The organism is Pseudomonas corrugata (assembly GCF_050920615.1).
GTDB lineage: Bacteria > Pseudomonadota > Gammaproteobacteria > Pseudomonadales > Pseudomonadaceae > Aquipseudomonas > Aquipseudomonas corrugata.
Genome location: NZ_CP130434.1, coordinates 6,132,853 through 6,155,774 on the forward strand (window position 1 = coordinate 6,132,853; position 22,922 = coordinate 6,155,774).

The 22,922-nt window shown below is 60.5% G+C and carries 17 protein-coding genes and 1 tRNA gene; 14 read left to right on the top strand and 4 right to left on the bottom strand.

Annotated elements, in window-relative coordinates; genetic code table 11:
* The first annotated feature begins 60 nt into the window (after window positions 1–60).
* The 3 genes from rpoD (at window position 61) to QZH45_RS27580 (ending at window position 5,867) form a co-directional block, all read left to right on the top strand.
* Window positions 61–1,908, top strand: coding sequence for an RNA polymerase sigma factor RpoD (gene rpoD, locus QZH45_RS27570; RefSeq protein WP_024777399.1), 1,848 nt, complete (start codon window positions 61–63; stop codon window positions 1,906–1,908).
* Between the two features lie 123 nt (window positions 1,909–2,031).
* Window positions 2,032–5,775 (top strand): bifunctional diguanylate cyclase/phosphodiesterase, encoded by a 3,744-nt coding sequence (locus QZH45_RS27575; protein WP_024777398.1) that lies wholly within the window; start codon window positions 2,032–2,034, stop codon window positions 5,773–5,775.
* A 15-nt stretch (window positions 5,776–5,790) separates the two neighbouring features.
* Window positions 5,791–5,867: transfer RNA gene (locus QZH45_RS27580), tRNA-Ile, on the top strand.
* 120 nt (window positions 5,868–5,987) lie between these two features.
* Here the strand turns inward: QZH45_RS27580 and QZH45_RS27585 are convergent.
* On the bottom strand, window positions 5,988–6,299 hold the full coding sequence (locus QZH45_RS27585) for an XRE family transcriptional regulator (protein ID WP_024779393.1): 312 nt from the start codon (window positions 6,297–6,299) through the stop codon (window positions 5,988–5,990).
* Window positions 6,292–6,657 (bottom strand): type II toxin-antitoxin system RelE/ParE family toxin, encoded by a 366-nt coding sequence (locus QZH45_RS27590; RefSeq protein ID WP_024779394.1) that lies wholly within the window; start codon window positions 6,655–6,657, stop codon window positions 6,292–6,294. Before QZH45_RS27590 ends, QZH45_RS27585 begins: the two co-directional genes overlap by 8 nt.
* A 217-nt stretch (window positions 6,658–6,874) precedes the next feature.
* Here QZH45_RS27590 and QZH45_RS27595 point away from each other — a divergent pair, with 217 nt between their 5' ends.
* The 11 genes from QZH45_RS27595 (at window position 6,875) to QZH45_RS27645 (ending at window position 20,428) form a co-directional block, all read left to right on the top strand.
* Window positions 6,875–9,304 (top strand): sulfite exporter TauE/SafE family protein, encoded by a 2,430-nt coding sequence (locus QZH45_RS27595; protein WP_055135241.1) that lies wholly within the window; start codon window positions 6,875–6,877, stop codon window positions 9,302–9,304.
* A 36-nt stretch (window positions 9,305–9,340) separates the two neighbouring features.
* Window positions 9,341–9,802, top strand: coding sequence for an Lrp/AsnC family transcriptional regulator (locus tag QZH45_RS27600; protein ID WP_024779396.1), 462 nt, complete (start codon window positions 9,341–9,343; stop codon window positions 9,800–9,802).
* A gap of 279 nt (window positions 9,803–10,081) precedes the next feature.
* Window positions 10,082–11,764, top strand: a complete 1,683-nt coding sequence (locus tag QZH45_RS27605) for a flavin monoamine oxidase family protein (RefSeq protein WP_024779397.1) — start codon at window positions 10,082–10,084, stop codon at window positions 11,762–11,764.
* Between the two features lie 26 nt (window positions 11,765–11,790).
* Window positions 11,791–12,585, top strand: coding sequence for a carbon-nitrogen hydrolase family protein (locus tag QZH45_RS27610; protein WP_024779398.1), 795 nt, complete (start codon window positions 11,791–11,793; stop codon window positions 12,583–12,585).
* A gap of 55 nt (window positions 12,586–12,640) precedes the next feature.
* Entirely contained in the window at window positions 12,641–15,073 is a 2,433-nt protein-coding gene (gene pqqF, locus QZH45_RS27615; protein ID WP_024779399.1) for a pyrroloquinoline quinone biosynthesis protein PqqF, read from the top strand.
* A 157-nt stretch (window positions 15,074–15,230) separates the two neighbouring features.
* Window positions 15,231–15,305: a pyrroloquinoline quinone precursor peptide PqqA gene (gene pqqA, locus QZH45_RS27620; protein ID WP_003177660.1), complete on the top strand. Its 75-nt coding sequence runs from the start codon at window positions 15,231–15,233 to the stop codon at window positions 15,303–15,305.
* An 80-nt stretch (window positions 15,306–15,385) separates the two neighbouring features.
* Complete coding sequence (gene pqqB / locus QZH45_RS27625; protein ID WP_024779400.1) at window positions 15,386–16,297, top strand: pyrroloquinoline quinone biosynthesis protein PqqB; 912 nt, start codon at window positions 15,386–15,388, stop codon at window positions 16,295–16,297.
* A gap of 194 nt (window positions 16,298–16,491) precedes the next feature.
* Window positions 16,492–17,244, top strand: a complete 753-nt coding sequence (gene pqqC / locus QZH45_RS27630; RefSeq protein ID WP_024779401.1) for a pyrroloquinoline-quinone synthase PqqC — start codon at window positions 16,492–16,494, stop codon at window positions 17,242–17,244.
* A complete protein-coding gene (gene pqqD / locus QZH45_RS27635; protein ID WP_024779402.1) occupies window positions 17,241–17,516 on the top strand; it encodes a pyrroloquinoline quinone biosynthesis peptide chaperone PqqD in 276 nt (91 codons plus the stop codon). The genes pqqC and pqqD overlap by 4 nt, the downstream gene beginning before the upstream one ends.
* Window positions 17,488–18,639, top strand: coding sequence for a pyrroloquinoline quinone biosynthesis protein PqqE (gene pqqE / locus QZH45_RS27640; RefSeq protein WP_024779403.1), 1,152 nt, complete (start codon window positions 17,488–17,490; stop codon window positions 18,637–18,639). Before pqqD ends, pqqE begins: the two co-directional genes overlap by 29 nt.
* Window positions 18,605–20,428 (top strand): S9 family peptidase, encoded by a 1,824-nt coding sequence (locus QZH45_RS27645; RefSeq protein WP_024779404.1) that lies wholly within the window; start codon window positions 18,605–18,607, stop codon window positions 20,426–20,428. Before pqqE ends, QZH45_RS27645 begins: the two co-directional genes overlap by 35 nt.
* Window positions 20,429–20,550: 122 nt before the next feature.
* On the opposite strand, the gene QZH45_RS27650 is transcribed toward QZH45_RS27645, so the two are convergent.
* Window positions 20,551–20,709 (bottom strand): YqaE/Pmp3 family membrane protein, encoded by a 159-nt coding sequence (locus QZH45_RS27650; protein ID WP_003177654.1) that lies wholly within the window; start codon window positions 20,707–20,709, stop codon window positions 20,551–20,553.
* A 329-nt stretch (window positions 20,710–21,038) separates the two neighbouring features.
* Window positions 21,039–22,817, bottom strand: a complete 1,779-nt coding sequence (locus QZH45_RS27655) for an acyl-CoA dehydrogenase C-terminal domain-containing protein (protein WP_024779405.1) — start codon at window positions 22,815–22,817, stop codon at window positions 21,039–21,041.
* Between the last annotated feature and the right edge of the window lie 105 nt (window positions 22,818–22,922).

A 22,922-nucleotide genomic window follows, 5' to 3' on the forward strand; every position in this document is an offset into this window, starting at 1 on the left:
GCTCAGGTATAATCCTCGGCTTGTTTTTTGCCCGCCAAGACCTTCAGTGGATAGGGTGTTATGTCCGGAAAAGCGCAACAGCAGTCTCGTATCAAAGAGTTGATCCTATTGGGTCGTGAGCAGGGCTACCTGACTTACGCGGAGGTCAACGACCACCTGCCGGAGGATATTTCAGATCCGGAACAGGTGGAAGACATCATCCGCATGATCAACGACATGGGGATCAACGTATTCGAGGTTGCGCCAGATAAGGATGCCCTTATGCTGGCCGACGCCGATACCGACGAGGCGGCCGCTGAAGAAGCAGCCGCAGCGCTGGCGGCTGTCGAGACCGACATTGGTCGCACCACCGACCCTGTGCGCATGTATATGCGTGAAATGGGTACGGTAGAGCTCCTCACGCGTGAAGGCGAAATCGAAATCGCCAAGCGTATTGAAGAAGGCATCCGTGAAGTGATGGGCGCAATCGCGCACTTCCCTGGCACGGTCGACCATATTCTCTCCGAATACACTCGCGTCACCACCGAAGGTGGCCGCCTGTCCGACGTCCTGAGTGGCTACATCGACCCGGACGACGGCACCACGCCGCCTGCCGCCGAAGTCCCGCCACCGATCGACGCCAAGGCCGAGAAGGCCGATGACGACAGCGATGACGACGACGCCGAAGCCAGCGATGACGAAGAAGAAGCCGAAAGCGGTCCTGATCCGGTCGTCGCCGCACAGCGTTTCGGCGCCGTGGCCGAGCAGATGGAAATCACCCGCAAGGCGCTGAAAAAGCACGGTCGCGACAACAAGCAAGCCATCGCCGAGCTGTTGGCCCTGGCCGAACTGTTCATGCCGATCAAGCTGGTGCCCAAGCAGTTCGAAGGCCTGGTCGAGCGTGTTCGCAGCGCCCTGGATCGTCTGCGTCAGCAAGAGCGCGCGATCATGCAACTGTGCGTTCGTGATGCCCGCATGCCACGTGCCGACTTCCTGCGTCAGTTCCCTGGTAACGAAGTCGACGAAAGCTGGACCGATGCACTGGCCAAAGGCAAGTCCAAATACGCGGAGGCCATCGCCCGCCTGCAACCGGATATCGTTCGTTGCCAGCAGAAGCTGAGCGCGCTGGAGACCGAAACCGGCCTGAGCATCGCCGAGATCAAGGACATCAACCGTCGCATGTCGATCGGTGAGGCCAAGGCCCGCCGCGCGAAGAAAGAGATGGTCGAAGCGAACTTGCGTCTGGTGATCTCCATTGCCAAGAAGTACACCAACCGCGGCCTGCAGTTCCTCGATCTGATCCAGGAAGGCAACATCGGCCTGATGAAAGCGGTGGACAAGTTCGAATACCGTCGCGGCTACAAGTTCTCGACCTATGCTACCTGGTGGATCCGCCAGGCGATCACCCGTTCGATCGCCGACCAGGCCCGCACCATCCGTATTCCGGTGCACATGATCGAGACCATCAACAAGCTCAACCGTATTTCCCGGCAGATGCTGCAGGAAATGGGTCGCGAACCGACTCCGGAAGAGCTGGGCGAACGCATGGAAATGCCTGAGGACAAGATCCGCAAGGTATTGAAGATCGCCAAAGAGCCGATTTCCATGGAAACACCTATCGGTGATGATGAAGATTCCCATCTGGGTGACTTCATCGAAGACTCCACCATGCAGTCGCCGATCGATGTCGCCACTGTCGAGAGTCTCAAGGAAGCGACTCGCGAAGTACTCTCCGGCCTCACAGCCCGTGAAGCCAAGGTACTGCGCATGCGTTTCGGCATCGATATGAATACCGACCATACCCTCGAGGAGGTCGGTAAGCAGTTTGACGTGACGCGCGAGCGGATTCGTCAGATCGAAGCCAAGGCGTTACGCAAACTGCGCCACCCGACACGAAGCGAGCATCTGCGCTCCTTCCTCGACGAGTGACCTTCAGAACCCCCGGCCCTGCCGGGGGTTCTTTCATATGCAGAAAAATCCCCTTCGCTACGCCCCCCGCCCCATTGCACGTCTACACTCGAAACATCCTTCCTATGCCATGACGAGACCGTGATGCCCAGACTGACGGCCCTGCTCTTGCTGTCACTGATGACCTGGACCGCAACGGCTGGCGCGTTGATGCTCACTGACGAAGAGCGCCGCTGGCTCAAGGACCACCCCGACCTGCGCCTGGGCGTCGATGCCTCATGGCCGCCGTTCGAATTTCGCGACGATCAAGGTCGTTATCAAGGCCTGGCCGCCGATTACGTTGAAATCATCCGCGAGCGACTGGCAGTCACGCTTACCCCCATTGAGCCCGCCAGCTGGACCGCCGTGCTGGAATCGGTCGCACAAGGCAAGATCGATCTGCTGCCGGGCATCATGTCCACCCCCGAACGGCAGAATTTCCTGGCCTTTACGCGCCCTTACCTCGACTTTCCGATCGTTATCCTGGCCCATCGAGGCGGAGCCCAGCCTCACAATCTCAAGGATCTGTACGGGTTGAAGATTGCGGTGGTGGAAAACTATGCCCCCCATGAGCTGCTACGCAGTCATCACCCCGACCTGAACCTGGTGGCGCTGCCCAACGTCAGTTCAACCCTGCAGGCCCTGGCAACCGATAAAGTGGATGCCGTGGTAGGCGACCTTGCTTCCAGCGTCTGGAGCCTTCGCCAGCTCAAGCTCGAAGGCCTTTACGTCAGCGGCGAGACGCCCTATCGCTATCAGTTGGCAATGGCCGTTCCCCGCGACAATCAAATACTGGTGAACATTCTGGACAAGGTCATCGCCGACATGAGCCCGGCCGAGATCGCTGAAATCCAGGAGAAATGGGTCGGCAATGTGCGCGACTACCGGCAGTTCTGGTCGGACGTGCTGCTTTATGGCCTGCCCGGACTGCTGCTCTTGATGGGCATCCTGGCAGCGGTGATTCGCATCAACCGCCGCCTAAGCTCGGAGATCGCCCGTCGAATCGACCTGGAACAGGAGCTACGCAGCAGTGAATATCACTATCGCGGACTGGTGGAGAGCCTCTCGGCGATTGCCTGGGAAGCCAAGGTCAGCGACTTCACCTACACCTATGTCTCGCCCCACGCCGAAGACTTGCTTGGCTATCCCCTCGCCCATTGGCTGATCCCGGGCTTCTGGCGCAACATCATTCATCCGGCGGACCTTATCCGTGCCCAAACCTATTGCGATCATGAAGTGCTCGCCGGACGCGATCATTGCATCGATTACCGAGTCATCACCGCCGATGGCCGCTGCCTGTGGGTTCGCGACATTGTCAGCCTGATCGAACACGGTCATGAGCCGGTAATGCGCGGGCTGATGATCGACATCAGTGAAGCCAAGCGCACCGAGGAAGCGCTGCGTCTTTCGGAGCAGAAATTCGCCTCGGTGTTCCGCCAGTGCCCGGACATTCTGGTGATCGCGCGTCTGTTGGACGGATGCTTGCTGGAAGTCAACAAAACCTTCGAAGAACAGATCGGCCTGAGCGCCGAGGAGGTGGTGGGCCAGACCGCGACCGAGCTGAATATCTGGGGCATCCAGGGCGTTGGCCCAAGCCTGCTGCAGCGTCTGCAGGCCGGGAGTATCCGCAACCTGGAGATGCCCTTTCGCCGCAGCAACGGCCAGGTGTTCACCGGGCTGATCTCCGCCGAGCCCTTCGACCTCGACACGACACCTGCGCTGGTCGTAGTGGTGCGCGACATCAGTCAACTCAAGGAAACCCAACAACAACTGCAAACCTCCGAAGAGAAGTTCGCCAAGGCGTTCCACGCTTCACCCGATGGTCTGCTGCTGTCCCGACAAAGCGACGGCCTGCTGATTGAAGTCAACGAGGGTTTCAGCCGCATCACTGGCTTCAACAGCGCCCTGTCGGTGGACCGCTCCACCCTGGACCTGGGGATCTGGGTCAACCTCAACGAGCGCAAGCAGATGCTCGATCTGCTGCAGCGTGACGGCTACGTCAAGGACTTCAGCTGCCATATCCGGCGCAACGACGGGCAGATACGGCTCTGCGAAGTATCCAGCCGTCCGCTGCCCATCGGCAATGAAGACTGCATGTTGACCATCGCCCGAGACATCACCGAACGCCATCTGATGCAGGAAAAACTGCAACAGGCCGCCACCGTGTTCGAAAGCACGGCCGAAGGCGTGCTGATCACCGATACGCAACAGCACATCAGCGCTGTGAACCGCGCCTTCAGCGAAATTACCGGCTATAGCGAAACCGAAGCCTTGGGCCATACGCCACGACTGCTGGCCTCCGGCTTGCACGACAGCGCGTTCTACGCCGCGATGTGGCACCAGTTGACGGCAGAGGGGCATTGGCAGGGGGAGATCTCCAATCGCCGCAAGAACGGCGAGCTATACCCCAGTTGGCTGACCATCAGCGCGGTACGCAATCGTGATCAGCAGGTCACCCATTTCGTCGCCGTCTTCGCCGATATCTCCAGCCTCAAACACGCCCAGGCCAAGCTCGACTACCAGGCTCACCACGACCCGCTCACTGGTCTGCCCAACCGCACGCTGTTCGAAAGCCGCTTGCTGACGGCCCTCAACAACCAGCAGGAAAACGGTGGGCAGGGCGCGGTGCTGTTCCTGGACCTTGACCGCTTCAAGCATATCAACGACAGCCTGGGACATCCGGTCGGCGACCTGCTGCTCAAGGGCATCGCCTTGCGCCTGCGGGAGCAACTGCGTGATATCGATACCGTGGCGCGGCTGGGAGGTGACGAGTTCATCATCCTGCTGCCGGGCCTGCAGCAGCCCAGCGATGCCGAGCACATAGCCCTGAAGCTGTTGAACTGTTTCGCCGCACCGTTCCAGGCCGGCGAACACGAGTTCTTCATCAGCGCCAGCATCGGCACCAGCCTCTACCCCCAGGATGGCTGCGACGTCGCCACACTGGTCAAGAACGCCGATGCGGCGATGTACCGCTCCAAGGCCAAGGGCCGCAACCGGGTGGAAAGCTACACCCGCGACCTCACCGCCCAGGCCAGTGAGCGCGTAGCCATGGAATACGAATTGCGCAGAGCGATTGAACGTAACGAGTTGTCCCTGTCTTTCCAACCGAAAATCAGCCTCGCCGATAACCGTCTGGTAGGCGCCGAAGCCTTGATTCGCTGGACCCACCCGACGTTTGGCGAGGTGCCACCGGAGCACTTCATTCCCCTGGCGGAAGAAAACGGCATGATCTTGCAGATCGGCGATTGGGTCCTGGAGCGCGCCTGCCGACAGCTGTACGAATGGAACAGCGCCTACGACAGCCTCGGTCCGCTGTCGGTCAACCTGGCCGGAGCGCAACTGCGTCAACCGAACCTGCTGGTACGCATCGAACAACTCCTGCGGGAGAACCACCTCAAGCCTGGATTACTGCAACTGGAAATTACCGAAAATTTCATCATGAGCCAGGCCGAAGAGGCCCTGACGGTGCTGCACCAACTCAAGAAACTGGGCGTGCAATTGGCCATCGACGACTTTGGCACGGGCTACTCCTCCCTGAGCTACCTCAAGCGCCTGCCGTTGGACATCCTCAAGATTGACCAATCCTTCGTCCGCGGCCTGCCCGACGATCCCCACGATGCAGCCATCGTACGCGCAATCATTGCCCTGGGTAGCAGCATGCAATTCACCATCATCGCCGAGGGCGTCGAAACCCTGGCCCAGCAGCAATTCCTGGCCGAAGAAGGCTGCGAACAGATCCAGGGCTACATCGTCAGCCTGCCCCTGAGCGCCGACGAATTCGCCGCGACGTTTCTGCGTATGACCGTATCGGATTTTTCGGATAGCACAGCTGAGAAACCGTCGTTATAATCCGCGGCCTACTGAGGGCCTATAGCTCAGTCGGTTAGAGCAGAGGACTCATAATCCTTTGGTCCACGGTTCGAGTCCGTGTGGGCCCACCAACTTGAAAGCCGCGCATTGCGCGGCTTTTCTGTTTCTGGATTTCAAGTTCCTCTTCGATAAGGACAGCATCGCTGCTCAAATGTAACCCGGCACAAGAGCATGCGCAGGAAACCCAACAACTATGGTTGATGGGAGAAGTTTTCGATCCTGACCTGACCATCCGGAAACGTGGCGATAATCTCCAATTCGCCGCCCATGGCACGGATGTAGTTACGCAACGTGCTGATGTACATGTCCGTGCGACGCTCCATTTTCGAGACTGCCGCCTGGTTGATATGCAGCGCCTTGGCCAAGGCTTCCTGGCTCAGTTCCTGCGCCTGACGTAACTCGTGCAGTGGCATTTCCGCCCGTAACTTCTGATACAGCGCTTGCGTGCGGACCTGAGAATCTGGCGAACGACGTGCCACCAGATCGGCAAATTTCTTAGCCATTGTCAAACTCCTCTTTCTTCAATACTTCCAAATGCTCGTCATAAAGACGCTCGGCCAAAGGCACGTACTCGTGATACCAGCGATCCTGGCCGGTCTTGCCTCCGCCGATCAGAAGAATGGCGCAGCGACGCGGGTCGAAGGCATAGAGCACACGATAAGGTCTTCCTCCATGCTGCACCCGTAGCTCCCGAAGGTTGCCATGACGCGAACCTTTAATATCGCTGGTATGAGGAAAGCCCAAGAAAGGCCCGGCATCACCCAGCAACATTACCGAGGCCTGCACAGAATCCTGCTCACTCTCACCGAGACGGTTCCACCAAATCTCAAACTCATCTGTGTATTCAACATCCCATTTCATTCAAATATGCCACCCAGGATATATAACCTCAAGGGAATAATCCTAGACACTCCAACCGCCGTCCTGCCATCTGGGTCGCATCGCGAATTGTTAACGAGGATTTCGCAGCGGTCCTCTCTTGCTCCCCTGGCGCAGCAGAAGTAATACTCCGCGAGCTGGGAATGATGAAAACCATCCGCGCCAAGTCCGTCACCCAAAAAACCATCACGAGACGCCAATCATCGCCACCCCCACCCTCCCCCGACTGTTCCTAGAGCTGTTCTGGCAACTCGGCATCCTGCTGGTGCCGGCCTTTTTCGTCACGGTGCTGCCACCCCCGCTGGCCTTGCTGACGGTGCTGTTCTTCGGCCTGTTGATGGGCATCGCGGCGCGCCTGGGCTTTTTATCGGTGGGACGGGGTTGTGCCCGGTTGATGATCGGCGCCGTATTTGGCCTGGGTTTCAGCCTGGGCAGGGCGCTGCCCGAGTGGTGGGGGATTCTGGTGGCAATCGTCGCCATCATCGGCGGGCTCGCCTGTGTCAGCAAATGGGAGCGACGTCTCGGCCTGGTGTCGCCCCCTGTCAAAGGACCCAGTGCCTGGGGCGGATCCGAGCCACAACTGACCCCTGAAGGTGAGCCGATCCGGACGTTCAACCACGGCGAAATCGCCATGGGCGGGCCGACCTATTGCGACTATCTGTTTCCCGATGGGGTGCTCCTGCAAGGCCTTGGTTCCTCAGCGGTGTTTTCCAGCGATGGGCGTTATTTCGCCGCGCCGGTGCCGTCCCGGCAGAGCTGGGGGCTGCTCGTTCTCGACCGTCATCAACGCCGGGTCTACCGCTGCGACAACAGTGAGTTCTGGGAGCTGGACACGCTGGACCTCAACAGCCTGAGCGGTCGCTACAGTCCATTAGTGGACAACAGTGTTCGCCAGACTCGGATCGATGAACTGCTGCAAACCGCCGACGCCGCCGATCTGGTGCCCGTTGCCGACCTTTGGCTGGAACCTGACGGGTATCCGGACAATGTCGCGCACACCTTCGAGCGGCGCTCCGCTGACGGACAACAATGCCTGGTAGGTGACATTGTCTTGCCTCCGGCTTTTCGCGATCTGCCCCAGCCTGTGCAACCATTGCGTTCACCGCGCTATGCCGTCAGCGTCAATGGACAACCGTCCGGCCTGCTGATGGCCGCCGATACCGCGCTGGTATGGAGCACCGATCAGCGCGCACTGGTGTGTCTGGCCCAGGAAGAAGCCGGACATCCGAGCGGTGACCGCTACTGGTTGTGGCAGGTTGACCAGGGCTGGCGTGCCCTGCCTTCGCCGTGGGTGAAGCGTGATGCCGAGCCCTCTTTCTACTGGCATGACGTGTCGAACCTCGACGAGCACCATGTGTATATCGAGTCGTACCTCGACTACCCGCGCCCGTCCCTTGGCCGGTATGGTTACCGCCTCGACAGCATCCACAGCGACACCGACATACAGGTGGGCCATGACGCCCAGGGTCGGGTGCAGGTCGCCGAGTTTCAATTGACCCGGATGAGCATTGCCATGCCGCTGGACAGCCAGGGCCGGCGAGGTGAGTCGTTTATAGCGACACAGCCGATGCTGGGCGGTATCTGTGCTCGCTTGATCTGGCTTTGCGACAACACTGAGGGTCTGGGGGCTTACCGCTGTCAAATCGGTGACTGGCAGTTGCCGGGACGTTGGCTGCTGGATCATCGGGTTTCCGACTGCGGTCGTTATCTGGCCCTGTTGCCTTTTGCAGACTCGATGACTGTCGCGACTCATGCCGCCGTTGTCGATGTGGAGGCGCGGTGCGTGCTGGAGGGGCCCTTCATGTGGGTGGCCCGCTTGCTCGATTTCCGTGATGGCTTGCTGAGCCTGGCGGCGATCGCCGGTCGGCTGGACCAGGACCTGAACAGCAGCGCGCTGCAACGCTTCAATATGCCTGCGCCGACGATCGGCAGCGATCCTTCGTTCTTTCATCCCGACGAGCAATCCCGGCTGTTCTACACCACCGTGGCGTTGCAGGTGAGCGATTCGCAGTTACGCAGCGTTGCTCCTTGGCGCCTGGTGGATCGACCGCAAGCGGCCATCGCCGAGGGCGATTTCATCCAGCCCTCGCCCACTCATGGAGATGCCGCGTGGCTGTTTGGCAGCGAGACGGAATATGCCGACAGCTGGGTCCGTGCGAATACGCCGCGGCTCGGTGTCCATCTGCTGACCGCATCCGGTTGCGCATTGAGTGACCTTGCGCCCTCGATGATCTGGTCACCAGACGGTCGCTATCTCGCGCTGACCCGCATGGCCACCGATGTGACAGAGCTTTGTGGAAGCTATCGCGGCTGGCAATTGCTGCTACTCGATGTTCAAGCGCACACGTTACGGGTGCATTCGCAATGGTTGGGCAACCGTCCGCTGTTTGAAGGTTTCGACGACCAGCAGGTGCTCATACGCTGTTTTGAACGGGATTGGGAAGCGGAGGACGATGAGGACCCTGGTTCTATCCAGTCATTGCCATTGGCGCTGTTGCTGCGACTGCCCGTTGAACAGCTGGTCTGCCAGGACGGTTTCTGGCTCGGGGCCTCGCAGTTACATCTGGCGCCGTACTGGCAAGCGTTGGCGTTACCTGCCATCCACTATTTCGAACACAAGAGCCTGTAACATGCCCCATCATCGATGCCCGCGCCGGAGCCCAACTTGTCTGACACACGCCCTCCCGTCCTTGACGAAATCGATCGCCAGCTGATCGCCGCCTTGCAAATCAATGCCCGGGAAAGCGTCGCCATGCTCGCCCGGCAACTGGGCATCGCCCGGACTACCGTAACCTCCCGGCTGGCCAGGCTGGAAAAGACCAAGGTGATTACCGGCTATGGCGTGCGCCTTGGACAGCGGGTGATCGATGGCGGCCTGCAGGCTTACGTCGGCATCAAGGTCCAACCGCGCTCCGGCAAGGATGTGCTACGGCGCTTGAGCGCCATGGCCCAGGTCCAGCAGTTATGCGCGGTCAGTGGCGAGTTCGATTATGTGGCCTGGCTGCGCACGGATTCGCCGGAACAGCTGGATCAGTTGCTGGACCAGATCGGCAGCGTGGACGGCGTGGAAAAGACCACCACCTCCATCATCCTCAGCAGCAAGATTGATCGGGGGCAGCCGGTCTAGGGCTGTGCCACCCGAATCAATGTGGGAGCGAGCCTGCTCGCGATATCTTCAGTCCAGCCACCATCTACCTGGGCTGACAAACCGCTATCGCGAGCAGGCTCGCTCCCACAAGGAAGTGCGCTTCGTCATTACGACTTTTAAACGCATCAAAATGACGTTTAATAATTCATAACGACGACACATTGCGTCTTATTAACGTGTTTAACCCGCTCTAGAATGGCCGGCATCTTTCCTATACTCAGACGCGAGCAAGCGTCGAGTCGCCCCTCAAGGTCAGCCATGAACAAGCACAATCGCCACCCAGCAGACGGTAAGAAGCCCATCACCATTTTCGGGCCGGACTTTCCTTTCGCCTTTGACGACTGGATCGAGCATCCGGCCGGCTTGGGCAGTATTCCGGCTGACAACCTCGGAGCCGAGGTGGCAATCGTCGGGGCCGGGATCTCTGGCCTGGTGGCGGCGTACGAACTGATGAAGCTGGGCCTCAAGCCGGTGGTCTACGAGGCTTCGAAAATGGGCGGGCGGCTGCGTTCGCAGGCGTTCAATGGTACCGAAGGGATTGTCGCCGAGTTGGGGGGGATGCGCTTTCCGGTGTCGTCCACGGCGTTCTACCACTATGTCGACAAGCTGGGGCTGGAAACCAAGCCGTTTCCCAACCCGTTGACCCCGGCTTCCGGCAGCACCGTCATCGACCTCGAGGGCCAGACTTACTACGCGCAGAAATTGGCGGACCTTCCCGCGTTGTTCCAGGAAGTGGCCGACGCCTGGGCCGATGCGCTGGAGGACGGCTCGCGCTTCAGCGAGATCCAGCAAGCGATTCGCGCCCGTGACGTGTCGCGCCTCAAGGAGTTGTGGAACACTTTGGTGCCGCTGTGGGACGACCGCACCTTCTATGATTTCGTCGCCACCTCCAAGGCATTCGCCAAGCTCTCGTTCCAGCATCGTGAAGTATTCGGCCAGGTCGGTTTCGGCACCGGCGGCTGGGATTCGGACTTCCCCAACTCGATGCTGGAAATCTTCCGCGTGGTGATGACCAACTGCGATGATCACCAGCACCTGGTGGTGGGCGGCGTGGAACAGGTGCCCCACGGTATCTGGAAACACGTGCCGGAGCGCTGTGCGCATTGGCCAAAGGGCACCAGCCTGAGTTCGCTGCACCTGGGCGCGCCCCGCAGCGGTGTGAAGCGCATCGCTCGCGCAGAAGATGGCCGGTTCAGCGTGACGGACGTCTGGGGCGACACCCGGGAATATGCCGCGGTACTGGTCACTTGCCAGAGCTGGCTGCTGACCACCCAGATCGAATGTGAAGAGGCGCTGTTTTCGCAGAAGATGTGGATGGCCCTGGACCGCACCCGCTACATGCAATCATCGAAGACCTTTGTCATGGTCGACCGCCCGTTCTGGAAGGACAAGGACCCGGAAACCGGCCGCGACCTGATGAGCATGACCCTCACCGACCGCCTCACGCGCGGCACCTACCTGTTCGACAACGGCGATGACAAGCCAGGCGTCATCTGCCTGTCTTACTCCTGGATGAGTGATGCGCTGAAAATGCTGCCTCATCCCGTGGAAAAGCGCGTGAAGCTGGCTCTCGATGCCCTGAAGAAAATCTACCCCAAGGTGGACATCGCCGCCCGGATCATCGGCGATCCGATCACCGTTTCCTGGGAAGCCGACCCGCACTTCCTCGGCGCCTTCAAGGGCGCCTTGCCGGGTCACTATCGTTACAACCAGCGTATGTACGCGCATTTCATGCAAGACGACATGCCGGCTGAACAACGCGGGATCTTTATTGCTGGCGATGACGTCTCATGGACACCCGCCTGGGTTGAAGGCGCGGTACAGACCTCACTCAATGCCGTGTGGGGAATCATGAAGCACTTCGGCGGTGAAACTCACGCCGAGAACCCGGGTCCAGGTGATGTATTCAACGAGATCGGTCCGATCGCACTGCCTGAATGAAACGGCCCGAATAAAAGGAGTTGTCGATGCGCGTAGCCCTTTATCAATGCCCACCGCTGCCACTGGATCCGGTCGCCAACCTGCAGCGCCTGCATCAGGTGGCGCTGGAGGCCAGGGGCGCCGATGTGCTGGTGCTGCCGGAGATGTTCATGACCGGCTACAACATCGGCGTCGACGCGGTGAATGTATTGGCCGAGGTCTACAATGGCGAATGGGCGCAGCAGATCGGTCGCATTGCCAAGGCCTCCGGCCTGGCGATTCTCTATGGCTACCCTGAGCGCAGCGAGAACGGGCAGATCTACAACTCGGTCCAACTGATCGACGCCCAGGGCGAGCGCCTGGCCAACTATCGCAAGAGCCACCTGTTCGGTGACCTCGATCATGCGATGTTCAGCGCGGGCGATGATTCACTGCCGATCGTTAGCCTCAACGGCTGGAAGCTCGGTTTCCTGATCTGCTACGACCTGGAGTTCCCGGAGAACGCTCGACGCCTGGCCCTGGCCGGCGCCGAATTGATCCTGGTACCGACCGCCAACATGCTGCCCTACGAGTTCATCGCCGACATTACGGTGCGCGCCCGGGCTATCGAGAACCAGTGTTTCGTGGCCTACGCCAATTACTGCGGCCATGAAGGTGAATTGCAGTATTGCGGCCAAAGCAGCATTGCCGCACCGGATGGCAGCCGTCCCGCCCTTGCGGGGCTGGATGAAGCCTTGATCGTGGGGGAGCTGGACCGTCAATTGATGGAAAACTCCCGCGCAGCCTACAACTACTTGCATGACCGCCGTCCTGAGCTTTACGGCGACCTGCACAAGCACTGATTGAGAACATCCTGCAATCCGCTAGCATGAGCGCATCTCTGCCTTGGAAGCGCTCATGCCGGCCCCCGACTCCCTCCGCCCCTCCACTGAAACCCTGGTCAATGGCCTGAAGGTGACATTGCGTCATGCAGCCGGTCTCAAACGCAGCGCGGCCGTGCTGCGGGTAGCCGCCGGCAGCCATGATGCGCCATTGGCCTGGCCGGGCATGGCGCACTTCCTTGAGCACCTTTTCTTCCTCGGTACTGAGCGTTTTCCTGCGGGAGAACATTTGATGGCCTACGTGCAACGGCATGGCGGCCAGGTCAACGCACGCACCAGCGAACGCACCACGGACTTTTTCATCGAGCTGCCGCCTGCCGCCTTCGCCGGCGGACTGGACCGGTTGCAGGACATGCTTGTCCATCCGCGCCTGGACGAAGCCGACCAGTTGCGGGAACGAGAAGTGTTGCAGGCGGAGTTCATCGCCTGGTCCCAGGACCCGGCGGCCCAGCGCCAGATTTCCCTGCTGGAAGGCCTCTCGATGGTCCACCCGCTGCGGGGTTTTCACGCCGGCAACCGTGACAGCCTGGCCGTGTCGCAGCCTGAATTCCAGACGGCACTGCAGGACTTTTATCGACGGTTCTACCACAACGGCCAAATGACCCTGAGCCTGGTTGGCCCGCAAAGCCTCGATGAGTTGAGCGCTCTGGCAGAATCATTCGGCAACGACCTGCCCGCCGGCGACGTAGCTGCCCGGCAGTCACCACCGAAACTGATGGAATCGGCCGATACCGGTTATCAACAGCTCAGCGACCGTCGCCTCGATCTGCTATTCGCCTTCGAAGACCTGCCCAGCGCTTCACCCCAAGCTTTGGATTTTCTTTGCACCTGGCTGAACACCGGCAAACCGGGCGGCTTGCTGGCCACGTTGCGCCAACGTGGTCTGGCTGACAGCCTCAACGCCACGCCGTTGTATGAATTTGACGGACAGGCGCTGCTGCACATCGAACTCAAGCTCGACGAGCCTCAACGGCACGACGAAATACAGCCGTTGCTGCGCGACTGGTTGGGATTTTTTGCCGCCCAGGATGACTGGGCATCCTTGCGCAAGGCGTTGACTGCCCTGCTCCATTGCCGGCAGGAGACCGCATCGGCGCTGCAATTGGCGCGCTCGGACAGTGAAAGACGGGGACTCCCCCTGTCGGAGAACGATCTTGTGAGGCTCAGAGAAATCCTCAGGCAGTTGCACCCTGCGACTCACATCACTGAAGAATGGCAACTACCCGCGCCCAACCCGTTCCTGCAAACGGCCATCGAGCCACCCCGCGCCGGTCTGATACGCGGTCAGACAAGCGCCCACCGCGGTTTACGGACCTTCGCCCAGGACCGCTCCCGGGGGCGACGCGACCGCTCACCCATGCAATTCAGACAGGGACTGACGGATCACTTCCGTGAAGGCGTGGTGTACCTGCGCTGGCGACTGGCAGCTCAAGCGCCCCACGATCTTCAATCCAGGCTGGAACAGCACCTGCAGGAATTGCGAGAGGAGGCCCGGCAGGCCGGTGTTGAAGTCACCATGGAGATCTCCGGAAACCAAAGCCTGCTGAAGCTGATCGGTTTGCAGGCACCGATACCGCTGGTGCTCGAACAGGTCCTGACAAAGTTGGGGGAGCCGCTGCCCAACGCTGTAGACGAAACCCCGCTGATGCCGATTCGACATTTGTTGCAGGCGCTGGCGGATCACTGTCGACCGTCGTCTCCACCAGAAACCAGGCCACGGCCCGACAGCGACCAAAGCCTGTGGGCGACCGCCGAATGGGACGGCTTGGCCATCGGCCTTTCTGAAACAGCCCAGGGCGCCATGGGGCCTGCCCTGGCCAGGGTCCCCGGCATTGCCGCCCAGCCAGTCGAGCCGGCGCCGCTCTTGGCGCAGCGTATCTGGCACAGGTTGCCGACCCAGGGCGACGAGCAGGCCGTGTTGCTGTTTTGCCCGACACCCACCCTGGCGTTGCCCAACGAAGCCGCCTGGCGGTTACTGGCACAGCTGTGTCAGACGCCGTTCTACCAACGCCTGCGGGTCGAGTTGCAGCTGGGCTACGCGGTGTTCAGCGGATTGAGGCAGATCGATGGGCAAACCGGTCTGCTGTTCGGTGTCCAGTCGCCCAGCGCCTCGGCGACTGAATTGATCACGCACATGGAACAGTTCCTGGAAGCGCTACCGCAACTGATCCGGCAGATCGACGATTCGACCTTGTTCGGCCAACAACGGGCACTCGCCTCCCAGTTCCACAGCGACACCCTGCCCTGCGCCCAAGCGGCCGAACTGCTTTGGCAGGGTAAACTGGCCGGCCGCCCGTCGGATTACCTTGAGCAACTTTACGATGCGGTCGCCGGACTGAATCGCGAGCAATTGCTCGATGCCGCCCAACGCCTGATCGACGCCGAAGGTGGCCGGTATTGCCTGAGCAACGGTGTCTGCCCGGATGAACATTGGCACATAGCGGAATGATCATTACAGCGTCTGCAATGAGCTTTCTCGGAGAATCGAGGCGTGGAATTTTGTTTAATTTAGTAACATAGCAGCCTAAGCATCTGAACATCTCCGAACGGAGGTGGACTATATGTATAGATCTGAACCGTCCCACCCCAACCAAAGGAGTATTTCCATGTCCTGGTCCAAACCCGCATATATCGACCTGCGTATCGGTTTCGAAGTCACCATGTACTTCGCCAGCCGTTAATTGCTGCGGTCGGTTGAACGCGCAGCAAACGCCTCGGTCATCCGGGGCGTTTTTTATTTCGGTTATCAGATGGAGCGGCCATGTTCGTCCAGATTCTAGGTTCCGCCGCTGGCGGCGGTTTTCCTCAATGGAACTGCAATTGCGCCAATTGCGCAGGTTTTCGCAACGGCAGCCTGCGGGCCCTGGCGCGCACCCAGTCGTCCATCGCGATTTCCGATGACGGAGTGAGCTGGGTGTTGTGCAACGCCTCTCCGGACATCCGCGCCCAACTCCAGGGCTTCGCGCCGATGCAGCCTGGTCGGGCCCTGCGGGACACCGGCATCGGCGCGATCATCCTGATGGACAGCCAGATCGACCACACCACAGGCCTGCTCAGCCTGCGGGAAGGCTGCCCGCATCAAGTCTGGTGCACCGACATGGTCCATGAAGACCTGAGCAGCGGTTTTCCCCTGTTCAACATGCTGACCCACTGGAACGGTGGGCTGAGCTGGAACCGCATCGAGCTCGACCAAAGCTTCACCGTGCCGGCCTGTCCGAACCTGCGCTTCACCCCGCTGCCCCTGCGCAGCGCCGCACCGCCCTATTCGCCACACCGCTTCGACCCGCACCCAGGGGACAACATCGGCTTGATCGTCGAAGACCTGTGTACCGGGGGCAAGCTGTTCTACGCGCCAGGCCTGGGCAAGTTGGACGAAGCACTGTTGGAGATCATGGCTGGCAGCGATTGCCTGTTGGTGGATGGCACGATGTGGGACGACGATGAGATGCAGCGTCGCGGCGTCGGCACCCGTACCGGGCGGGAAATGGGCCACCTGGCGCAGAACGGTCCCGGCGGCATGCTCGAAGTGCTGGAGCAACTGCCCGGACCGCGTAAGGTCCTTATCCACATCAACAATACCAATCCGATTCTTGATGAAGATTCACCAGAGCGGGCCGAACTTGTACGCCGAAAGATTGAAGTGGCCTACGACGGAATGAGTATTGAGTTGTAGCAAGGGCGGGACGATTGTGGGAGTGAGCGTGCGCTGTGTCAGCCTGGTTGTGCTGGCCGGGCTGGCCCCATCGCGAGCAGGCTCGCTCCCACAGTAGTCCGAGTGCGCCACAGAACCCATGTGGGAGCGAGCCTGCTCGCGATGAGGCCAGCCCAGACGCCACAGAACCCACGGTTATTCCCCGGAGAACCGCAATGACTGATACCCCCCTTTCCCCCGCCGAGTTCGAAGCGGCCCTGCGTGCCAAAGGCGCGTATTACCACATACATCACCCCTATCATGTGGCGATGTATGAGGGCCGTGCCACTCGCGAGCAAATCCAGGGCTGGGTCGCGAACCGCTTTTACTATCAGGTGAACATTCCGCTGAAGGATGCCGCGATCCTGGCCAACTGCCCGGATCGAGAGGTTCGCCGCGAGTGGATACAGCGCCTGCTCGACCACGACGGCGCCCCCGGTGAAGACGGTGGTATCGAGGCCTGGCTGCGGCTGGGCCAGGCCGTGGGACTGGACCCCGATCAATTGCGCTCCCAGGAACTGGTGCTGCCAGGGGTGCGATTCGCTGTGGATGCTTACGTCAACTTCGCCCGCCGGGCCAGTTGGCAGGAGGCCGCCAGTAGCTCGCTGACCGAGCTGTTCGCCCCGCAGATCCACCAGTCCCGCCTGGACAGCTGGCCGCAGCATTATCCGTGGATCGACCCGGCCGGCTATGAGTACTTCCGTACGCGCCTGGGCCAAGCCCGCCGTGACGTGGAGCATGGCCTGGCGATTACCTTGCAGCACTACACCACCCGCGCAGGCCAGGAGCGCATGCTGGAGATCCTCCAGTTCAAACTGGACATCCTCTGGAGCATGCTCGACGCGATGAGCATGGCCTACGAATTGAACCGCCCGCCCTATCACAGCGTGACCGGCCAACGGGTGTGGCACAAAGGAATCCCCTTATGAGTTTCGACCGCAGCAGAACCCCTCGCTGGCGCCCCGGCTATCGCTTCCAGTATGAACCGGCGCAGAAAGGTCATGTGTTGCTCTATCCTGAAGGCATGATCAAGCTCAACGACAGCGCTGCGCTGATCGGTGGACTGATCGACGGTGAACGGGATGTCACGACCATCATCGACGAGCTGGCCAAGCAGTTTCCCGACGTGCCCGAACTCGGTGACGACATCGAGCAGTTCATGGAGGTCGCCCGTGCAGAGCATTGGATCGAACTTGCCTGACAAGCCCGCGATCGGCTTGCCGCTGTGGTTACTGGCGGAGCTGACCTATCGTTGCCCGCTGCAATGCCCCTACTGTTCCAACCCGCTGGACTTCGCCGAGCAGGGCAAGGAACTGAGCACCGAGCAATGGTTCAAGGTATTTCGTGAAGCCAGGGAAATGGGTGCCGCGCAGCTGGGTTTTTCCGGTGGCGAACCGCTGGTGCGCCAGGACCTCGCCGAGCTGATCGGCGAGGCGCGCAAGCTGGGTTTCTACACCAACCTGATCACCTCCGGCATCGGTTTGACCGAACAGAAAATCAGCGACTTCAAAAAGGCCGGCCTCGATCACATCCAGATCAGCTTCCAGGCCAGCGACGAGCAGGTGAACAACCTGCTGGCCGGCTCGAAGAAAGCCTTCGCACAGAAACTGGAAATGGCCCGGGCGGTGAAGGCCCACGGCTACCCGATGGTCCTCAACTTCGTCACCCATCGGCACAACATCGACAAGATCGACCGCATCATCGAGTTGTGCATTGCCCTTGAAGCCGACTTCGTCGAACTCGCCACCTGTCAATTCTATGGCTGGGCGCAGCTCAACCGGGTGGGCCTGTTGCCTACCCGGGAACAACTGGTGCGCGCCGAGCGCATCACCAATGAATATCGCGCCAGGCTCGAAGCCCAGGGCCATCCGTGCAAGCTGATCTTCGTCACCCCGGACTACTATGAGGAACGCCCCAAGGCTTGCATGAACGGCTGGGGCAGCCTTTTCCTGACGGTGACACCGGACGGTACCGCACTGCCATGTCACGGCGCCCGACAGCTACCGGTGCAATTTCCCAACGTGCGCGACCACAGCATGCAGCACATCTGGTACGACTCCTTCGGTTTCAACCGTTTCCGCGGCTACGACTGGATGCCCGAGCCATGTCGCTCCTGCGACGAAAAGGAGCAGGACTTCGGCGGTTGCCGCTGCCAGGCGTTCATGCTCACGGGCGACGCCAGCAATGCCGACCCGGTGTGCAGCAAATCCGCACATCACGGGGTGATTCTCAAGGCCCGGGAAGAAGCCGAGCACGCCACCCAGACCATCGAACAATTGGCCTTCCGCAATGAACGAAACTCGCACCTCATCGCCAAAAGCTGAGCCGTTCAGCGCCGCCCAGGCCGTTGCGGCGGGGATCGACTTCGCTGAATTGCAGGTCGGCCCACTGGGCCTGTTCTGGAACGAATATCGCCCGGAAGACGGGGCCTGCCGGATCTGGCAATGGCAAGACACCCAGGCCCGTTGCCTGACCCCGGACGGTTTCAGCGCACGCAGCCGGGTCTATGAATATGGCGGTGGATCGTTCTGCCTGGGCGACGATGGCGTGCTGTTCGTCAACGACGCGGACCAGCAGCTGTACCGCCAGTCCCTGAGCGGCGAGATGCCCGTGGCGTTGACGTCGGGCGACTGTCGATATGGCGATCTCAGTTTCGCCGCAGGCCAGGTATTGGCAGTGGAGGAACAGGCCAATCAACATCGCCTGGTAGCGATTGGCCTGGCAGATCGACAGCGGCGTCTACTGGTCGAAGGCGCTGACTTCTATGCCGCGCCAACCTTGAGTCCGAACGGCCAGCGACTGGCCTGGATCGAGTGGAGCCGTCCGCATCAACCGTGGACGGCCACGCGCCTGATGCTGGCCGAACGCACCGCTACCGGTTGGGGTGAACCCCGTTGCGTGGCGGGCAGCGCTGAAGAAGAATCCATCCAGCAACCGCGTTTCGATAATGCCAACCGCTTGTACTGCCTGAGCGATCGCGGCGGCTACTGGCAGCCGTGGGTCGAGACGACCGACGGCCTGCAACCGCTGCCCTGCGCTGAAGCCGATCACGCTCCCGCGCCGTGGCAACTCGGCGGCTGCACTTGGTTGCCGTTAGACAGCAGCACGTACCTGGCGAGCTGGACCGAAGCGGGTTTCGGGCGGCTTGGCCTGTGCCGCAGTGACGCGGGGGAGGAAGATTACACCGGCGCCTACACCCGCTTTCGCAGCCTGGCGCTGGACGAGCGGTTCATTTACGCCATTGTCGCATCTCCGGTCAGTCCTTGCGCAGTCATCGCGATTGAACGCCACAGTCACGACACGCAGGTCCTGGCCGGAGGCGTCGCGCCTCTGCCCGTCGAACAGATCAGCCGCCCGCAGACCCTGCACTATCCGTCGACCTCGGGCATGGCCCATGGGTTCTTTTACCCAGCCATGGGGGCAGACACCAAGCCGCCATTGGTGGTCTTCATCCATGGCGGCCCCACCTCGGCCTGCTATCCCTTGTTCGATCCGCGCATCCAGTACTGGACCCAGCGCGGCTTCGCCGTCGCGGACCTCAATTACCGTGGCAGCAGCGGCTACGGCCGGATCTACCGGCAAGCGCTGCATTTGAACTGGGGCGTGGTGGACGTCGAGGATGCCTGTGCGGTGGTTGGCTATCTGGACGAGCAGGGTCTGATCGATGGCCGCCGTGCGTTCATCCGCGGCGGCAGTGCCGGTGGCTATACGACGCTCTGCGCCCTGGCGTTTCATGACGTATTTCGTGCCGGCGCCAGCCTTTATGGAGTCAGCGATCCGGTCGCCCTGGGTCGAGCCACGCACAAATTCGAAAGTGATTACCTGGACTGGCTGATCGGCGACCCGCAACGGGACGTCGAGCGTTACCGTGCCCGTACCCCGCTGCTGCACGCAGATCAGATCCACGCACCGGTTATCTTCTTTCAGGGCGAACTGGACGCCGTGGTCGTGCCGCAGCAGACCCGCGATATGGTCAGGGCGCTGAAAGACAACGGCGTGACGGTCGAAGCGCATTACTATCCGGATGAGCGTCACGGCTTTCGCAAGGCGGCGAACCAGGCCCACGCCCTCGAGCATGAGTGGTTGTTCTATCGGAAGGTGATGGCGTTGTAAGGAGATGAAGAACCTGTGGGAGCGAGCCTGCTCGCGATAGCGGTGGATCAGTCGACATCCATGTTGGATGACAGACAGCTATCGCGAGCAAGCTCGCTCCCACATGGGTTTTGCTGCAATGTTCAGCGCTTGGCGATGATATAGACCGCATGGACGATGCCGGGGATGTAACCCAACAGTGTCAGCAGAATATTCAGCCAGAAAGCCCCGCCGAAGCCGACTTGCAGGAACACGCCCAATGGCGGCAACAGAATGGCGATGATGATGCGAATGAAATCCATGGTGGGCTCCTGATGGGCGATGGCTACATTGCCATATAGCACATTGACCCATGACCGCTCGTCAGGGTTCAAACCATCAGTGAGTAGGGCGAAGCCAGGCAGGAACAAAAAACGCAGGCAAAAGAAAACCCCGCCGAAGCGGGGCTTTGCAGACTGTTTCCCTGATATCCCTTTCACTCCACCTTCCTGGCGGAATCCTACGTGTCCGTGTTGTTTCTCTGCGCATCCTGCGCGACGTCCATGTGAAGTAGATTAGCCTTGGATCCAATCAGCCGATAGAGGGAAATCGACGTCACGTAATGTAAGCATTTGCTTACATTGCCTCATATTCAGAATTGCCCTGCTTCCAGCAGGAACAGCGATTCACTGCCTGCTTTCACCGAAGCGCTCAAGGAATGGATCCGTGGCAGCAGGCGAGCGAAGTAAAAGCGCGCAGTTCCCAGTTTGCTGGCGTAGAAGTCATCCTGGCTTTCCTTACCCAACGCCGCCTTGGCCATCAGCGCCCACATGTAAGCGTAGGCGGTGTAGCCGAATGCCTGCAGATACTCCACCGAAGCCGCGCCGATTTCGTTCGGGTTGCTTTTCGCCCGGTCCAGCAGCCAGTCGGTCAGCTCGTCCAGGGTAGCGACAGCATTATTCAACGGCTTGGTGAACTCGGCCAGATCGCTGCTCGCAGTGGCGGTGAAGTGGCGAATCTCGTCGGCGAACAGCTTGTAGAACGCGCCGCCGCTGCCGACGATCTTGCGCCCCACCAAGTCCAGCGCCTGGATACCGTTGGTGCCTTCGTAGATCTGGGTGATGCGAACATCACGCACCAACTGCTCCTGGCCCCACTCGCGAATATAACCGTGGCCGCCGAAAATCTGCTGGCCATGCACAGTGGTTTCCAGGCCCAGATCCGTCAGGAACGCCTTTGCCACCGGCGTCAGCAACGCAACCAGATCTTCGGCGCGCTTGCGGGTGGCTGGGTCTTCGCTGAACTTGGCGGTGTCCAGTTGCATCGCCACGTAGGTGGAGAATGCCCGACCGCCTTCATTCGAGGCCTTCATGGTCAGCAACATCCGGCGCACATCGGGGTGGACGATGATCGGGTCGGCGACTTTGTCCTTGTTCTGCGCACCGGTGGGCGAACGGCTCTGCAAGCGATCACGGGCGTATTCGATAGCGTTCTGGTAGGAGCGCTCTCCGGACGCCAGGCCCTGGATACCGACCCCCAGACGTTCGTAGTTCATCATGGTGAACATCGCCGCCAGGCCTTTGTTCGGCTCGCCGACCAGATAACCCACGGCTTCATCGAAGTTCATCACGCAGGTGGCAGACGCCTGAATACCCATCTTGTGTTCGATCGACCCGCAGTTGGCCGCGTTGCGCGCGCCCAGGCTGCCGTCGGCATTGACCATGAACTTGGGCACCAGGAACAACGAAATGCCTTTCGGGCCAGCCGGCGCATCCGGCAGTTTTGCCAGCACCAGGTGAATGATGTTCTCGGTGAGGTCGTGCTCGCCGCCGGTGATGAAGATCTTGGTGCCGCTGACCTTGTAGGAGCCGTCGGCCTGGGGTTCGGCCTTGGTGCGAATGATCCCCAGGTCCGTCCCGGCATGGGGCTCGGTCAGGCACATGGAGCCCGCCCAGATGCCGGCGTACATGTTCGGTAGATACGCCGCTTTCAACTCTTCGCTGGCGTGGGCGTTGATCGACAGGCAAGCCCCGGCGGTCAGCATTGGGTACAGACCGAAGGACAGGCTTGCGGAGTTGACCATTTCTTCGACCTGGGCCGAAACGGCCTTGGGCATGCCCATGCCACCGTAGGCAGGATCGCCGCCGACACCGACCCAGCCGCCCTCAGCGTAAGTCTGGTAGGCCTGTGGGAAACCTGCCGGCGTGGTGACGGCACCGTTCGCCCAATGGCAGCCTTCTTCATCAGCGGCACGGCTGAGGGGCGCAATGCTTTTGCTGGTGACTTTGCCGGCTTCTTCGAGAATCGCTTCGACGGTTTCAGCGTCGACGGTCTCGGCCAGTGCCGGCAGCTCGGCCCAGAGTTTCGCGACCTCGAACACTTCATTGAGGACGAAGCGCATATCGCGCAGGGGCGCTTTGTAGTCAGCCATGGCAAACCTCGCAGGATCTAAACAGTTGGTCCGTGGGAAAACGGTTTTAGCAATGGTCGGAGTGTACCTCAACAACTTTTGCGACACATAGGGTCAACACATGAC

Bases quoted from the DNA above. Each gene is read 5' to 3' on its own strand.
- QZH45_RS27645 (WP_024779404.1), top strand. From the start codon at position 18,605: ATGAACGAAACTCGCACCTCATCGCCAAAAGCTGAGCCGTTCAGCGCC.
- QZH45_RS27610 (WP_024779398.1), top strand. From the start codon at position 11,791: ATGCGCGTAGCCCTTTATCAATGCCCACCGCTGCCACTGGATCCGGTC.
- pqqB (WP_024779400.1), top strand. From the start codon at position 15,386: ATGTTCGTCCAGATTCTAGGTTCCGCCGCTGGCGGCGGTTTTCCTCAA.
- QZH45_RS27575 (WP_024777398.1), top strand. From the start codon at position 2,032: ATGCCCAGACTGACGGCCCTGCTCTTGCTGTCACTGATGACCTGGACC.
- QZH45_RS27590 (WP_024779394.1), bottom strand. From the start codon at position 6,657: ATGAAATGGGATGTTGAATACACAGATGAGTTTGAGATTTGGTGGAAC.
- QZH45_RS27650 (WP_003177654.1), bottom strand. From the start codon at position 20,709: ATGGATTTCATTCGCATCATCATCGCCATTCTGTTGCCGCCATTGGGC.
- pqqD (WP_024779402.1), top strand. From the start codon at position 17,241: ATGAGTTTCGACCGCAGCAGAACCCCTCGCTGGCGCCCCGGCTATCGC.
- QZH45_RS27605 (WP_024779397.1), top strand. From the start codon at position 10,082: ATGAACAAGCACAATCGCCACCCAGCAGACGGTAAGAAGCCCATCACC.
- QZH45_RS27585 (WP_024779393.1), bottom strand. From the start codon at position 6,299: ATGGCTAAGAAATTTGCCGATCTGGTGGCACGTCGTTCGCCAGATTCT.
- rpoD (WP_024777399.1), top strand. From the start codon at position 61: ATGTCCGGAAAAGCGCAACAGCAGTCTCGTATCAAAGAGTTGATCCTA.
- pqqC (WP_024779401.1), top strand. From the start codon at position 16,492: ATGACTGATACCCCCCTTTCCCCCGCCGAGTTCGAAGCGGCCCTGCGT.
- QZH45_RS27655 (WP_024779405.1), bottom strand. From the start codon at position 22,817: ATGGCTGACTACAAAGCGCCCCTGCGCGATATGCGCTTCGTCCTCAAT.
- pqqF (WP_024779399.1), top strand. From the start codon at position 12,641: ATGCCGGCCCCCGACTCCCTCCGCCCCTCCACTGAAACCCTGGTCAAT.